The following is a 16137-nucleotide window of genomic DNA, read 5'->3' on the forward strand; positions in this document are numbered from 1 at the left end:
CTGTGATTCCAAAAACGATTGAAGAATGCCTCTCCTGGCTGGACAGCCTGGAAAAGTTTTCGATACGGCCGGGTCTTGAGCGAATGGAATATATGATGGAGCGGCTGGAGCATCCACACCGGAGGCTTAAATTCATTCATGTGGCAGGCACAAACGGAAAAGGTTCAACATGCATGTTCTTGCACAGCATGTTGAGGAAAGCAGGCCATGACACCGGCCTGTTTACCTCCCCATATATCGGGTCGTTTCAGTCGCGCATTCAATACAATGAAGAAGTTATTTCTCAAGAATCGCTTCTCCTGCTCGTGCAGCGGCTGTATCCGATTGTAGAGGAAATGAAGGGGACGGAAGCCGGCGAGCCGACCGAATTTGAAGTCATTACAACACTGGCTATCCTGTATTTCGCAACCGTCACTTACCCGGATATTGTCATCTGGGAGACGGGGCTGGGGGGACGCTGGGATTCAACCAATATTGTTCATCCGCTTGCCTCGATTATCACCAATGTCGGATTTGATCATATGAATATACTAGGAGAGGATCTTCCCGCTATTGCCCGGGAAAAGGCTGGGATTATCAAAAGCGGGGTTCCAATGATTACGGGGGAAAAGAAAGAGGAAGTGCTTGATGTCCTGCTTGGGACGGCAAAAGAAAAGATGGCGGCACCTTACCGGGCAGGCGTAGAGTTTCGTACGCACCGCTACCCTGCAGGCGCTGGCGAAGAGATGGCGGAAGTGTTTGACTATGAAAGCATATTCGGCAGCTTTAAAGGGTGCACGCTCCACATGATCGGTGAGCATCAGGTGGAAAATGCTGCAACGGCGATTATGGCCCTGCAGGTCGTCAATCAATATTACGCTCTTTATGTCGAGGAGAAGCATATAATGGAAGGACTTTGGGACGCTTCGCTTCCCGGCCGGTTCGAGCAGATTAGCGAGAAACCGACCGTCCTGCTTGATGGGGCGCACAATGTGGAGGGAATGGAAGCGTTAGTCAAAACGCTGGGTGATTTTTATCCTGGGAAAAAAGTCTCTCTTGTTTTTTCAGTCCTTAGCGATAAAAAATATGTAGAGATGATTTCCATGCTTGCCCCGCACTGCAGCCGGGTATGGGCAACAAGGGGAAGCCATCCGCGTGCCGCATCATCCGAGGAGCTGGCGGATGTTTTTCAAAGCGCAGCACCAAACCTGACCGTATATGCCAGTGAGAATTGGCAGGAGGCCCTGCAGGAGGCGATACATACCGTCACCGATGAGGATGTCCTTCTGGTGGCCGGATCGTTGTATTTCATTTCGGACGTTAAAAAAGAGTGGAAAGTAAACAGGAAAGCTGGTGAATAAAGTGAACGCATCGACTGAGAAGGTTCAGGAAGAAGAGAAGCGTGAACATGTTCATTTTATTGGCATTGGCGGGTATGGCATGAGCGCCATAGCCAGAGTCATGCTGGACATGGGTTACCATGTAACAGGTTCCGATGTGGCCCGCAAGGAACTAACGGAAAAATTACAGAAAAAAGGTGCGCACGTATTCATCGGTCACCAGAAAGAAAACATATCAGGAGCCGATCTCGTTGTATATTCAACCGACATTCCGAAAGAGAATGTCGAGTTAACAGCCGCCCAGGAGTATTCTATCCCGCTCATTCACCGCTCCAAAATGCTGGCGCGATTGCTGAATGAGAAGAAGGGCGTTGCCGTGGCAGGCGCGCACGGGAAGACGACAACCACTTCGATGATTTCCCTCGTAATGGAAAAGACCGGGGCGGACCCGACTTACATTATCGGCGGGGAAATTATGGATATCGGCAGCAATGCGAGAGCAGGGAAAGGCGACTTCGTTGTCGCGGAAGCGGACGAAAGCGATGGTACATTTCTCGAATATTTCCCGCAGATCGCGGTTGTAACGAACATTGAACCGGACCACCTGGAGAACTATGGCGGAGACTTTGAGAACTTAAAGAAGGCATATCGCCAGTTCTTATCCCAGGTAAAGGACGAGGGCACAGCGATCGTTTGTATTGATGATAATTATGTGCAGGATATGCTTGCCGAGCAGAAGGAACGTATCTCGCTCATTACGTACGGAATTAAGCAGGATGCGGATTATACGGCTGAAAACATCGAACCGGGTGACCGCACGATATCGTTTGATGTGGTGTACAAGGGAGCGCGGCTGGGCCGTATGAAATTATCGGTTCCCGGCATGCATAATGTATACAATGCACTCGGCACAACGGCTGTTTGTATTGAGGCGGGACTTTCGTTTGAGGAGATTGCCGTCGCGATTACGAGCTTCCGGGGAGCGAAGCGCCGCTTTCAGGTCATCGGGGAAGTGAACGATGTGCTTGTGGTGGATGATTATGCGCACCACCCGACGGAGATTGAGGCGACGCTGGAGGCAGCGCGGTCGACGAACCGCCGGATTGTGGCGATTTTCCAGCCACAGCGGTATACGCGGACGTTTTTCCTGCTGGATGCGTTCAGCCGGGCGTTTACGGAAGCGGATGAAGTGATGATTACGGATATTTATTCGCCGGCGAATGACCCAGAGATTGAAGGGGTGAGCGCGGAGCGGCTGGTGGAGCTGATTAAAGAGAATAGCAACGCGAACGCCAGTTATGCGGCATCGAAGGAGATTGTGCTGGAGCATCTGCTAAAGGTGGTTAAGCCCGGTGACCTGGTGATTACGATGGGTGCGGGTGATATCTGGAAGGTTGCGGAGCAGTTGGTTGAGGAATTGGGAGAAAAATAAAGGGAACTTTCTAAAAGTAAATACCTATGTAAAATAGCCTTTCTTTTTCCGATATGGTTAAAGAAAGGCTATTTTCTATGTTTTAGAAAGGAAACTTCTAAATAGGGTTTTCAAGACAGCTAAGAAGAGTGAGATGAAGGCCGGTGCATACGGGTCTTTTGAACCTATAACTAATCCCAATTCATAGTAGAAACGATTTAGAGTATGGGATATGATAGAAGCAGGATAAAGTTAGGTTTCTTTAGAAGAGAGGGAAAAATATTGAAAAAATTATTCCGTATCCTCCTATCATTTGTAATTTTGTTGGGACTGTTAGTTTGGAACCCGAGTAATTCTTCTGCACACCTATTTGGAAAAAAAATTAAGATGATTTCTATTCCCAGTGCAGTCGAAATGTATGAAGGTGAAACATTCATTATGAATGCATCTGTGTTATTTAAAAGGTTTCCTCTTAAATGGGAATGGACTAACCCTGATGTACTTTCTATTAATGGAAAAACAACTGGCAAAGAAGTTTATGGTAGTCGTGTTGAGATTAAGGCAAATAAAATTGGAACATCAACGATTACTGTTAAGTATATTAGCCACTATGGTTATCTAACCGCCGCTACGTGTGTAGTTACCGTTAAGCCCCTGGGTACAGGACCATCACTTGATGCGAATATTACGACAAGTACGCCGGTAGTGATTAAACCGGAGAACGGTAATGGAGTGGGCAACATTAACATCGAGGTTCTGCCTTTTGGGAAAGCACAGACAACAGCTAGGAAGCCAGCAGATGTTGTTTATGTGTTAGATACATCTAGTAATATGGGGCTCTCGATTTATCAGGCAAGAGGGACCATTCTAAACTCAATCGATAATTTTATTGCCGCCAATAGTGGAGTAAATAGCAAAAATGATCGAATTGGTCTTCTGTATTTTAATAATAACACAACAGTGGCAAGCCAATTAATCTCCAACAACAATAATGGGTTTGAAAATATAAAAAGAGAAGTGGATAAACTTGGTTTGTTAGATATTGACTGGCACTTCGAGGGATGGCTGCCAAAGGTAAAGCCAAGAAGTAACTATGCTGATGCACTAACAATGGCTAAAAGTATGTTGAATGATCCACAGAGAAATAAATATATTGTGTTCCTGGCAGCTGGGGAACCAACTCTGCCAGAAAATAATGAACGGGCTAAAGAAGAAGCAAAAAAAATAGTGGAACAGTTTGCTGGAAATATTACCTTGCACTCTGTAGCATTAGACTTAAATGAGAACGGTGAAAAGTTCTTAAAATCTCTTTCCGATTTAACAGGTGGAATGTCGCTTAGAAGTAATTCAGATGGTCTTCAAAATCTGTTCGATCAAATCACGAGGAGAATCAATCAAGTTTCGTTAACTGAAGCAAAGTTGAAAATTAAATTGCCTGCCAATGTTTTCCTAAGCCAAGATGCTTCCGCTACTATAGAAGGGGCAAATGGCCAACGTTATGCAGTTATAAATCTGCCCAATGTACCGTTTAATGCGAATGGAGTTGATACTTCGGCAATTAACACCGCTGAACTGACAAAACAGTTGAATCTTGAATTTACATCGGTTGGGGAATATGTTTTCAATGATATTAAAATTACATATAACGATATAAATAATGCTCCACAGGAAAAGAAAGTAAACGCTGAAGTGAATATCCGCGTAGAGGCACAAAGGATCCCTGTAACGAATGTAGCTTTAGAAGATTCCGTTACGATTGAAAAAGGAACGATTTACAGCCTTGTTCCTGTCTTTACTCCGGAAAATGCAACGGATCAAGAAGTAACCTGGACAACAGATAAGCCGGGGATAGTGACCGTAGATGATGAGGGAGTTTTGACGGGTGTAGCTCCGGGAACAGCTAATGTCACGGTAACAACGCACGATGGGAATTTTTCGGACACTTGTATTGTGACCGTCACTGAACCAGGGGTGCCTGTTACGAGAGTTGTCGTACAGCCCTCCAAGCTTAATTTGACAACAGGTCAAGTAAGTGAGCCTCTTGTCGCAAGTGTAGTACCCGATACTGCAACAAACAAAAGGGTTATTTGGAGTTCTAGTAATGATACAGTAGCCAGTGTGGACCAAGAAGGAAGAGTTAAGGCAAACGGCACAGGTACTGTTATAATTACTGCGACAACAGAAGACGGCGGGTATCAGGGAACATGTGAAGTTACGGTTACTCCTCCCATCACAACTTTTACTGCTGTTGGAGAAAAAATAGGTACAGGAAGCGCAGCTGCGGGAAGAATAACTGTGATACCTGATGCTCATGTATTAGAATCAGTAAAATTCAGATGGATACTCTCTGATTCTTCGGGAGTTCCACTTCCACGAACTGAATGGAATAATTTCACTGCAATATCACCAGCGGAAGGAATCCCACTTGTACCTAATGGTGTGCAATATATTAGAGTAGAAATGCTTCAGGATTTTAATGGGAATGGAACAACCACTGACGAATATGAAACGGTAGTTAGGGTTGTTCCCATTAGTAATGACATAATCGGTGATTGGATAGAACAAGAGACTAGAAACAATAAATTCACTGTTGAGACTTTTTCACCTCACTCGGATAGCTCAACAGCAAACAGCAATGCCGCTACAAAGGTAGTTGTAACGTTGCATAACTTGCCTGAAGGTGTCACGAAAGAGCAACTGGTACCAAGGTATATTCTTATAAATACCTCAGGTGAGAAGAATACGGCGGAAACGGAAAAATACGTGAAAGAAAATTTGACACAAATTGTTTCAAAATCTCATATTATTAAATCAACGCTTAATACACATAACCAGTATGTATTCTATTTGAAACCACCGCAATCAACCGCTGGAAGATATAGAATTCTTTTCACGCTTGGGTTGTCTGATAGAAACCTTACAGAATCTGAGCTTCAGCAGCTGTATATAATAACAAACCCGTTTAATATGGAGTACAAGGCAAATTTAAACTGAGTTATAGTTTATCTTTGCTATATAATTTGAAGGAAAACTAAAATACAGCCTATCTCACCTGAGATAGGCTGTATTGCTGTTCGAAGAATTCAATCCTCTTTTGTTTTCTGATGTAATTCAAAAATATCGACATATACATTCCTGGAAGAAGGAAGGCCTTTTGTTGGAGAATCAAAGATGTTTTGATTAAACTGAATTGTTAGTCTCGTCCTCCCTTTACTATCTGATAGATCGCGCTTCGCATTCAATTCGATGTATCCTTTATTTTCATTACTGCCCTCTTCATTGTAGAGTCCGCCGAATATAGAACCATTTATTTTTACAACAGAATCATAAGCATACAATTCGAGATTTTTTTCGGAGTAGAGAAAGACATTTAACGGATTTATCTTATCAATGGATTTGTTAGTATTTTGCTTTTCAAATGTAATAGTTCCTGTAGACAATATTACCAAATTCTTTGGCTGTAGGGTATTGATATCGTTAATCAATACATCACCATCTACAAAAATAGTACCGGTGACAGCTATATCACCTAATATATCCAAGTTCCCTTTGATATACATAACTCCATCAAATGTAAAGGGATCCGTATTAGTAGAATCGCCAAAGGAGGCGGGAGTTCCAAGTTCCACATTCACACGTTTTGTACCGTTAGAATTGATATAAATTGCCGGTATGCCCTGGTTAAGAACATTGCCAGCCATTCTTATGAAAGGGGTTTGATAATTATCGGTTTCATTTGAGATAGTTGAATTTATATCAAAATATAAAGGTTTAATAGAATCATTATTAAAACCATTCGGTTTATTCGATGGGGAGGTGTATTCAAAATCGCTATCGTTTAAACTGATAACTTGATAAGCACCCGGCTTATTTACATAGTATTGAATAACCTCAGTTAAATTAGAAGCAGTAGAAGGAACTCCCGGGTTTATAATGTCTTGAAAATCAGATGCAACACTGGCAGACTGCCCAGTCCTAATAAAAGGGGCTTCGTATCCCGCCTCATATGAAACATTCGGAGTTATTTTCCCCGTATCAGGAGGTGTGTCACCTAAGGGTAGGAATAATGATTTAATACTGTCACGTGCAAATGAGTCCTTTGTAATTGGCGGTATAGTAGAATCTATCTCATAATCGAGAATAGGAGGTTTCGTACCCAATGTTTTTACAGTTGGTTTAACATTATATTGGAATCCGTCTTTCGGTATATTAATAAACCCCTGAATGTACGGTTTGTTTTTAGGCCCCCCTGGTACTTCAGTAGGCTCGTTGACCTTGTAGTCTCCGCTGTCCTTGTATCTAATGGCATCACTTAACACCATCTTTTTATCGGCGTAAACGTCTCCAATAACATTGCTTCCCCCGAATAACCGAAGTTCTCCTGGAGTAGAAACGGCATAATGGAAGGCTGCAGGTATAGTATTAATATAAATATTAGCTGCTAATATGTAAGGCTTGGAATTTCCGTTAGCAGGTTTTCCGGTTGATATAAGTTCAGCTTTATAGTTATAAGGAGCGTAGTCACCGGATAAGGGATTTGAAACAAAAGAGGCATCGTTAGTTTTGAGTTGAATTGTATATGAGTTATTAGTTGGTTTAAGAGTAATGGTAATTCCATCTTTTAATAGTTTAATGTATGGGTCCGCGTCTAAATTGACAAGAGAATCACGAGTTTTAAACCTCTTTTTTAACTCCTTTTGTACGTGTTCAACACCCATTTCTGCTAGAATTTTCCCTTGAAAATGATCCTCTGTTGTTTTAACATTTCTTGCGCTATTTATAACAGCAGAGGAAATAACGATCCCCAAAATAGTGAAAATAACAATAAGGAATATGCTGATTAGTAAGGCTGAGCCTCTTTCGTTTTTTCTTATTAACAAAATTTCACCTTCTTTTTAATCCATTAATAGCCATGGATGTTTCTACAAAATAGACGTTATCTCCAAAGTTTCGATGTGAGTTTATATAGTCGGTAATTTGCTGCATTTTGTTTTCTCCAGTAAATTCCTTTGGATTTGCGATGACAAGATAATAATTAAGTTTTTGGGAAATATTATCAACATAAAATAATCCATCTACATAGTAGTCGTTTAATTTATAAACGTTTTGGGGGACAGCGCCTTTTATCGTATCTGGAAGAGGGGTGGCAAATGAATACAAGGTTTTCTTAAGAGAAGGAGGCTTTGAGCCATCTATATCATTCTGTATCTCATATAAAAAAATACTTTGTGTATACTCCTGTATATCTTTTGGCATAGAAAGATGAGAAGAGAGGAGTTCATAAAGAAGCTGATTGCTATCGCTCCCACTCTCGATATAATTCTTTTTTTGTACCTCATTCATGATAGTACCGATGATAATATCTGCCTCGTTTCGAAGGGAAACCTGCTTTTGTGTTTTTTGAAAAACTTCTATCCCATGCAAATAGGAGGACGAAAGCGGAATAACGATCAGCATGAAAATGGTTATGGCGGCAAGTGATTCTACTAATGTTATACCTGCCTCATTTTTTATATGTAAATAAATGTTTCTCATTGTTTTCCCTCTCTAGTGGATTAAGAGTTGTTTTCACAATCACAGGTGTAATAACTATCTAACGTTACAGGAACCCGAGAGTTTGGGCTGCTTACTCTTACACGAACTAAAAATTCATCGTTAGGTGAATTGAAAAACTGAACATTACCTGTTGAGGCTGTCGTCTTTTCGGAATAGTTTCCCTGCAGTTTTTCAATGATGATTGTTCTTGTATAGGTCCGCCCATTAACCGCCAGTGGCTGAAGCTGAAAAGTAATGGGCACCTTTAAAGCGTTGTCCTTCATAAAACTGGCAAAATCTAAGTAGCTGGAAGCATTGTTTTCATCTAAAAGGTGAGTTTCAGAATGATCAATTTCAGAATGACCTATAATACTTTCATAGTCCTCATTTTTATAATACTGGCCGCTTTTCCAATCCTCAACAACTTGTCTGGCCAGTGTTTGAGAAATAAGCTGGTTATCCTGTACACCCGACTCTACATACGAACGAACAATAAAATTGCTTAGCAGCAGCAAAGCCATTGAAATAATTACAATAGAGGCAACTACCTCAATTAACGTAAAACCTCGTTCATTCGACAAAAAACGCATGTTCTTTCCTCCCACAAACAACCTACTCCTTATTCTAGCACGCAGTGAAAATTATAGTTAATAGATTCATTATTTTGTTTGCCAATTTCCCAAATACACAAAAGTTATTTCATGAATTTGCCGAATAAATATAGAGAGGTAACGTATAATTTCCTTCTGGAGTATAGTATGCTAGAAATGATTTTGATAAGAAGGTGATCATATGAATTTATCGGGTTTACCGGCCTATTATATTATTTATTTTTTACTAACCGCTCTTTTCTTTATTTTAGTTCGACAAAAATTACAGAATTCAAGACATTTCTCGCGAATGTTTGGAGGGGCCATTTTGTTGGGCGCCGCAGCTCCTTTTTTAACAAAGCTCGTTGGTTCTCTACCGACGGTTTTTTGTCTCTTTTTTGTGGCTTTACTTCTAGTGTTCCTTCTATTTTCATCTTCATCTGAAGAGGAATTAATAGATGAAAGAGGGGCCAAATTATCAGCACAGGGAGAAAGGGAAGTGCATTCAACTTCTGCAGCAATGGACAATCATCCTGTCCCTTCTGAAGAAATAGTACAGGATGATAAGGGGATGGCTGCTTTAGAGGTTGCGACGAGCAGCGAAACAGGTGAAGATAGCAACCAAGAGGCAATTCAAGAAATGCCAGCGGAAAAGCAGGAACATCCCAAGGAGAAAAACGAAGAAGACCGTCTTATCTTTGATAGTACTGTGGAGGAACTTTTCACGGAGCCAGAACTTTCTGCGGCTCAGTCTGCTTCCTATGAAGATACAAATTCAAATGTTGAGGAAGAATTTCTTTCATTAGATGATTTCTTTATAGAAGAAGAGAAAGAAGTACCTTCGGACAAAGATATTGAAGAAGTTTTTGAAGAAGAAATTTGGTATAGCGGTGAACTTTTACTGGATGAGGTTCCCTTGGTTCAAGAGGACTCAAAGCAGAAAGCGGAACTTCCTATAGAGATTGAGCAAGGGGAAACAAGTCCTAAAAACAAAAAAGATAACGATGATTATATCTCTTATCTTGGGGATGTATTCGAAGAAGAGGGAGTAAAATAGTGAATCTACCAACCCCTTTTCTCCATATTTCTTAACAAACTGTAGCATCTGGAAGGTAGTGAAGAATAAATGCTTCAGCGCATACGAATGACATACACTCCGTTTCTCCTTGCTTTGCTCTTCTTTCAGATTGTGGTATTTAGCTCTATTGCCCTTTATTTATCCGGTGAGTGGAAAAATGGGACGAGCGAGAGCAGTCCTTTTGACAAAACCATAACCGTAGCAGGCGTTTCCCTTGGAGGATTATCAGAGGAAGAAGCAAAAATGAGAATTGAACAACTGGCAAAAAAACTTGAAGCTGCCCCGCTTCAATTAACTTTGAACGAGAAGAAGTATACTGTTAGTAAACAGCGTATGGATATCGTTTATAATACAGCCGCTACGATTGAGGAGGCAAAAAGGACGTCAAGGCAACTGTCTGGATTGGCAGGTTTGTGGGAGGCATGGCGAGGCACACCACCTTCTACGGATTTAGCCCTTACCTTTACTTTCAAGCGAGAAGAGTTAATCTCACAGGTGGATGAGCTTGGCCAACTCGTGAATCGGCCATCTTCGCCAGCAACAGGGAGGGTAACCGGAAAAACGATTTCTGTTACCCCGGAGATGGAAGGATACGAGTTGAATGTGGCAAAGACAGTCGACGATGTGACGGAAGAGCTGGGGACATATCGCCACGATTTTAAAGTCCCTCTTGCTATAAAAAAAGATATACCTAAAGTGACTAGAAAATCATTTGGAGATATAAATACGTTGCTTGCAGAACAAGTAGTTACCGTTGAAACGAAGCTTCCAAGTACAGTAGGAAACGTACATAGAGCGAGCGATTTGCTGGATGGACAGCTCATTCCTTCACAAGGAAAGTTTTCTTTTAATGAGAAAACCGGCCCTTTTACCGCTGAAGAATATCTGCCCATAACGGTGCAAACGGACGGCCAGGAATGGAAGGACAATGTAGCGCTGGATGTTTCTCGTGTTGCTTCCGCTCTTTATGTCGCTGCATTAAAAAGTCATCTCCCAATCATTGAACGCCATTCACACCAATATCCGGTTACCTATACACAGGCCGGATTGGATGCATTTGTAGATGGCAAGCAGGCAGACCTCCGGTTTATCAATCGCTATAAAAATCCAGTGTTTATTCATACGGAGATGAACGGAAATAAACTTCACATTGCATTATTTGGAGAAAACCCTGCCCAGGATGAAATTGCGATCGATGTAAAGGAAGAAGGGAAATATGCTCCGGGGACAATTGTCCGAACTGATTCTTTGCTTCCCCCAGGGCAGGAAAAAATTATACGTCACGGTACAGATGGTGCAAGGGTAAAAGTAACAATTTCCTGGAAAGCAAAAGATGGGGCAATAAAAACTGAACAAATATCCGATGACTACTATGAACCGTTGAACAATCTTATTGCAGTTGGTCCAGGAGAAAAGGGGCAGTCAAATACAGGGGGAATGGGAGGTAAAAGCGAAACCGCTAATAATAGTACTTCCTCGGACACCCAGAGTGGAATAGGGACTACACCAGCGCCAATTCCCGATAAGGTTCCAGGCGCTACGGAGAGTGTGGCAAGCCCGCCACCGCCACCGATAAAAAAGGATAGCAAGGATAATATCCGAATTAAAGACGGTATAATCTATTTAAACTAAATGGCTCTAATGGTATAAAGCTTTATTACAATAGGAGGTGTGCTCCTTGGCACGAAAACGTTTAGGAGACATTCTCGTTGAAAGCGGAATGATTTCGCAGGAACAGCTAGAGAAGGCGCTTCAAGAGCAGAAAAAAACAAAGTTAAAACTGGGGGACCATTTGCTGCAAACCGGTTATATTACGGAACAGCAGCTTATCGAAATTCTTGAATTTCAGCTTGGAATTCCTCATGTCAGCCTGTTCCGCTATAGACTGGACTCCTCACTGTCAAGTATTGTTTCGGAAGACATTGCCAGAAGGTATTCCCTTATTCCTTTGAAAAAGGAAGGGGATAAGCTTACGGTTGCAATGGTAGACCCCATGGATTATTTTGCAATCGATGAACTTCGCATGAGTACAGGGTTCACGATTGAGCCTGCTATTGCAACGCGTGATGAGGTCGAGCGGGCAATTAACCGGATGTACAGCATGCAAGATTCGGTAAAAGAACTAATGGAAGATATTAATATTGCGAGAGAAATCGAGGAATCGGAAATAACAGACGAGGATTCCCCGATTGTGCGTCTTGTTAGCCAGATGTTCGAGCAGGCCGTACAAGTACGGGCGAGCGATATTCATATTGATCCGCAGGAAGATGGAGTAAGGGTTCGTTATCGGATAGATGGGGTGCTTCGAACAGAGAGAGTTCTTCCACGTCATATGTTAGGAATTCTAACGGCACGCCTGAAGATCATGGCAAAGTTGAATATTGCAGAACGGCGTATTCCTCAGGACGGACGTATGCAATTGCATGTTGCTTTTAAAGAAATCGATGTGCGTGTTTCTAGTTTGCCTACGATTTTCGGAGAAAAAATCGTTATGCGTTTACTAGATTTAACGAACGCTTTGATTGAAATTGACGGTCTGGGACTTATTAAACGAAACCTTGCTGTCTTTCGTGAGTTAATAGAGCTTCCTCACGGCATTATTTTGGTAACAGGTCCAACAGGAAGCGGGAAATCTACGACTCTTTACTCGGCACTTAACCATTTGAATAAGGAGAATGTTAACATTATTACGGTTGAAGATCCCGTAGAATACCAGTTGGATGGGATTAACCAAGTGCAGGTAAACGCTAATATCGGAATGACGTTTGCTTCAGCTCTTCGCTCTATCCTCCGCCAGGATCCTGATGTAGTCATGGTAGGAGAGATACGTGACACGGAAACAGCCGAAATTGCAGTTCGGGCCGCGTTGACCGGCCATCTTGTTTTAAGCACTCTCCATACAAACGATGCAGTTAGCAGCATCACCCGCCTTGTAGACATGGGGATTCAGCCGTTTTTACTTGCCTCCTCTGTAAGTGGTGTATTAGCACAGAGGCTCGTACGACGTATCTGTAAGGACTGCAAAGAGGAGTATATTCCGAGCGAGCATGAGAGAGAAGTTTTTACCCAACGGGGTGTCAAAATCGATCGATTATATCGGGGAAGTGGATGTAAAAACTGCAACCTTACTGGTTACAGAGGACGGCTGGCGGCCCACGAAATTTTCAAAATGGATGATGAGTTTAGACAGATGATCAGTAAAAATTATCCAGCATCTGAATATAAAAAACAGGCAATGAAAAAAGGGATGATTCTTTTGTTTGATGATGGACTAATTAAAGTAAAACAAGGGCTCACCACGATGGAAGAAGTTTACCGAATTGCCATGAATAATTAACAAATCTAGGTTTTTTTTACCATAAAAATCGGTTATAGTTATAGTGCTATATACATATAAAAGGAGGGGGCTATGTCGACTATCGATATTAACAAACTGCTCAGGTATGCCTGTGAAAAAGGAGCCTCCGATCTTCACATAACAGTTGGAGCGTCTCCAGTATTCCGGATCGACGGTGAGCTAAGAAGGCTTGATATCCCTCCTTTAACGCCTGACGACACGGAAGGTATGGCAAGAGAAATTATTAAAGAAGGCATGTTTGAGAGCTTTATTGAACAAGGAGAATTAGATTTCTCCTATGGACTGCCGGGTGTTTCGCGCTTTCGTGTGAATGCGTATCATCAGCGTCACTGTATCAGTCTCGTTGCCCGTGTTGTTCCTACCGGCATCCCGACATTAGAATCTTTAAACATGCCCGATAGCCTGCGGAAATTCTGTCATAAGCCACAGGGACTCGTGCTTGTGACGGGGCCAACGGGAAGCGGGAAGTCGACCTCCCTTGCAGCAATGATTGATTATATTAATCGTACAATGCGAAAGCACATTATAACGCTAGAAGATCCAATCGAGTATTTACATAAGCACCAACTATCGATTATCAACCAGCGTGAAATCGGATTTGACACAAAAGACTTTGCAAGCGGGCTGCGTTCCTCACTCCGCCAGGATCCGGATGTTATTCTTGTTGGGGAGATGCGTGATCTGGAGACAATTAGTACGGCGATTACAGCAGCAGAAACCGGCCACCTTGTTTTCGCAACATTGCATACGTCCGATGCTCCGCAAACAATTGATCGTATCATCGATGTTTTTCCGGGGAGTCAGCAGCCGCAAATGCGAATTCAACTGGCTTCCGTACTTGTGAGCATTATCTCTCAGCGTCTTTTCCCGAAAGTGGGGGGAGGAAGAATAGCGGCTACCGAAATTCTTGTAAACACCCCTGCTGTAGGTAACTTAATCCGTATGGAAAAAGTACATCAAATTAAAAGCTTGATGCAGACGGGCCGGGATTCAGGTATGCACACTATGGAAATGTCAATAAAGGATCTAATTGCCGGCGAAAAGATTACAAAAGAAACGGCCTATCATTATTTAAGCGAAAGGACGCAGGAATAGGATGCCTACGTTCACATATGAAGCGATTGAGCGGGGCGGGAAGAAGAGAAAAGGGAAGGTAGATTCAATAAATAAAGCAGCGGCTGTTTCCGAGTTAAAGCAGCAGGGTGTCTATGTTTCCTCTATTAAAGAGGAGAAAAAAAGCTTTCTGCAAATGGAAGTTTCATTAGGCAGCCCTGTGAAAAGCCAGCATTTTATTGTTTTCTTACGCCAGCTCGCTACATTAATCCATGCAGGCCTTGGTATTGTGGACTGTGTTCATATTTTGTCCCAGCAAAGTGAGAGCAAAGCACTCCGTAAAGCACTTAGCGAGGTGGAGGCTGACATTCAGCGGGGAAGCCAGCTTTCTGAAGCATGCGCCAAGCATCCCCAGATTTTTGAATCGTTGTTTTTGAGCATGCTCCGCGCTGGGGAAGCTTCAGGAAACATAGAAATCGTGTTGGATCGTATGGCTACCTTCTATGAAAAATCGCATTACACAAGGGAAAAGATAAAATCAGCCATGACATACCCGATTACGATGCTCATTCTTGCGGTTGGGGTTACCGCTTATTTGTTAACGAATGTGGTCCCTATGTTTGTAGGCATGTTCAGTGATTTTGGCGCCGAGCTTCCGGCTATTACCAAAACCGTACTTGCTATAAGTAATAGCCTTGTTAGTACATGGTATCTTTACATGGCTGTTTTTATCGGATTGGTTGTTGGTTTTCGTTTGCTGCTTCGTTCACCGCGCGGCCGTTATTTGTTTGACTATGCCCTCTTGAAAATGCCGATATTCGGTTCGTTATTTCAAAAAGGATCTCTTGCTAGATTAACCCGGACACTAAGTACTCTTTTCTCCAGTTCGGTTCCTATTCTTCAAGCGTTAACAATTGTACAGGATGTTGCCGATAATAAAGTGGTTGGGGAGGCGATTGCCGCATCAAAAGAGAGTTTACGCCAGGGGCGTCCCTTGTCTGAACCGTTGAAAAAATCGTGGGTGTTTCCGCCACTTGTAACCCATATGATTGCGATTGGTGAAGAGACCGGATCTATGGATACCATGCTGGAGAAAATTGCTGATTTTTATGAAGCTGAAGTAGACAATATGGTAGATAGGGTGAAAGCGTTAATTGAACCTATTATGATTGTGGTTCTTGCTGTCATTATCGGGGCTATTGTTCTTTCGATTATGGTTCCGATGTTTGAGATATTTAATAAGATTAGGTAAAAAATGGAGGAGAAAAGAAATGTTGAAACGTTATTTGAAGGATCAGCGGGGTTTAACGTTGATAGAATTGTTGGCTGTTATTGTTATTTTAGGGATTATTGCGGCGATTGCTGTTCCTTCTATTGGAGGGATTATTGGTAATACAAAAGAAAAAGCTCATAGAGCGAATGCTCTTATGTTATTAGATGCTGCACGTTTATATGATATAGAGAAAAATGCTGGTAACGGTAACTTTACCCTTTCGACAGCCACTCCTAAGGGAACAATTAGTGGAAACTCCAGAAATATAGAAGAGGCTTTAGTTTCTAATGGTTATTTAGATGCCATTCCTAAAGACCCGGAAGCCGATAATGCTGCATATTCAACTATTACCATTACGAAGAATGGTAGTCAAATATCCATTACTTTGGGAGGGACTCCAACAGGTGGTACAGCTAAAACATATGTAAATAATAAAACTAAAGATCTGATAAATACACAAACAGACTTGACTACCGGATGATTTAAAAGAGTTTGAGCAAAAAAAACAGTTTGTATTTCT

The 16137-nt window shown here is 42.1% G+C and carries 12 protein-coding genes; 9 read left to right on the plus strand and 3 right to left on the minus strand.

Features of this window, described 5'->3' with window-relative positions; genetic code table 11:
- Window positions 1-2: 2 nt before the first annotated feature.
- The 3 genes from MBEAL2_RS01965 to MBEAL2_RS28775 all read left to right on the plus strand — a co-directional run bounded on the left by MBEAL2_RS01965 (window position 3) and on the right by MBEAL2_RS28775 (window position 5724).
- Window positions 3-1340, plus strand: a complete 1338-nt coding sequence (locus MBEAL2_RS01965; protein WP_152667663.1) for a bifunctional folylpolyglutamate synthase/dihydrofolate synthase — start codon at window positions 3-5, stop codon at window positions 1338-1340.
- Window positions 1333-2751 carry a UDP-N-acetylmuramate--L-alanine ligase gene (gene murC, locus MBEAL2_RS01970; protein ID WP_269082430.1) on the plus strand — a complete coding sequence of 473 codons (1419 nt, stop codon included), beginning with the start codon at window positions 1333-1335 and terminating at the stop codon, window positions 2749-2751. Before MBEAL2_RS01965 ends, murC begins: the two co-directional genes overlap by 8 nt.
- A gap of 261 nt (window positions 2752-3012) precedes the next feature.
- The gene (locus tag MBEAL2_RS28775) at window positions 3013-5724 is read left to right on the plus strand and encodes an Ig-like domain-containing protein (protein WP_052947369.1); all 2712 of its coding nucleotides are present in this window, start codon (window positions 3013-3015) and stop codon (window positions 5722-5724) included.
- 89 nt (window positions 5725-5813) lie between these two features.
- Here the strand turns inward: MBEAL2_RS28775 and MBEAL2_RS01980 are convergent, their stop codons facing one another.
- From MBEAL2_RS01980 to MBEAL2_RS28780, 3 genes are read right to left on the minus strand one after another with little or no spacing between them, the layout of a single operon-like run.
- Window positions 5814-7610: a hypothetical protein gene (locus tag MBEAL2_RS01980; RefSeq protein WP_047150609.1), complete on the minus strand. Its 1797-nt coding sequence runs from the start codon at window positions 7608-7610 to the stop codon at window positions 5814-5816.
- A 4-nt stretch (window positions 7611-7614) separates the two neighbouring features.
- Window positions 7615-8265, minus strand: coding sequence for a type IV pilus modification PilV family protein (locus MBEAL2_RS01985; protein ID WP_047150610.1), 651 nt, complete (start codon window positions 8263-8265; stop codon window positions 7615-7617).
- Window positions 8266-8285: 20 nt separating this feature from the next.
- Window positions 8286-8855, minus strand: coding sequence for a type IV pilus modification PilV family protein (locus MBEAL2_RS28780; protein WP_052947370.1), 570 nt, complete (start codon window positions 8853-8855; stop codon window positions 8286-8288).
- Between the two features lie 202 nt (window positions 8856-9057).
- Between MBEAL2_RS28780 and MBEAL2_RS01995 the strand changes: the two genes are divergently transcribed.
- From MBEAL2_RS01995 to MBEAL2_RS29935, 6 genes are all read left to right on the plus strand, one after another.
- Window positions 9058-9912 carry a hypothetical protein gene (locus MBEAL2_RS01995; protein WP_047150611.1) on the plus strand — a complete coding sequence of 285 codons (855 nt, stop codon included), beginning with the start codon at window positions 9058-9060 and terminating at the stop codon, window positions 9910-9912.
- A 69-nt stretch (window positions 9913-9981) separates the two neighbouring features.
- Window positions 9982-11565: a VanW family protein gene (locus tag MBEAL2_RS02000; protein ID WP_047150612.1), complete on the plus strand. Its 1584-nt coding sequence runs from the start codon at window positions 9982-9984 to the stop codon at window positions 11563-11565.
- Between the two features lie 46 nt (window positions 11566-11611).
- Entirely contained in the window at window positions 11612-13270 is a 1659-nt protein-coding gene (locus MBEAL2_RS02005; RefSeq protein WP_500778835.1) for a GspE/PulE family protein, read from the plus strand.
- Between the two features lie 72 nt (window positions 13271-13342).
- Window positions 13343-14386, plus strand: coding sequence for a type IV pilus twitching motility protein PilT (locus MBEAL2_RS02010; protein ID WP_047150613.1), 1044 nt, complete (start codon window positions 13343-13345; stop codon window positions 14384-14386).
- 1 nt (window position 14387) lies between these two features.
- Complete coding sequence (locus MBEAL2_RS02015) at window positions 14388-15596, plus strand: type II secretion system F family protein (RefSeq protein WP_047150614.1); 1209 nt, start codon at window positions 14388-14390, stop codon at window positions 15594-15596.
- Between the two features lie 19 nt (window positions 15597-15615).
- Window positions 15616-16098, plus strand: a complete 483-nt coding sequence (locus MBEAL2_RS29935; RefSeq protein ID WP_082129695.1) for a competence type IV pilus major pilin ComGC — start codon at window positions 15616-15618, stop codon at window positions 16096-16098.
- The last annotated feature ends 39 nt before the right edge of the window (window positions 16099-16137 follow it).

The organism is Aneurinibacillus tyrosinisolvens, assembly GCF_001015055.1.
Classification (GTDB): domain Bacteria; phylum Bacillota; class Bacilli; order Aneurinibacillales; family Aneurinibacillaceae; genus Aneurinibacillus_A; species Aneurinibacillus_A tyrosinisolvens.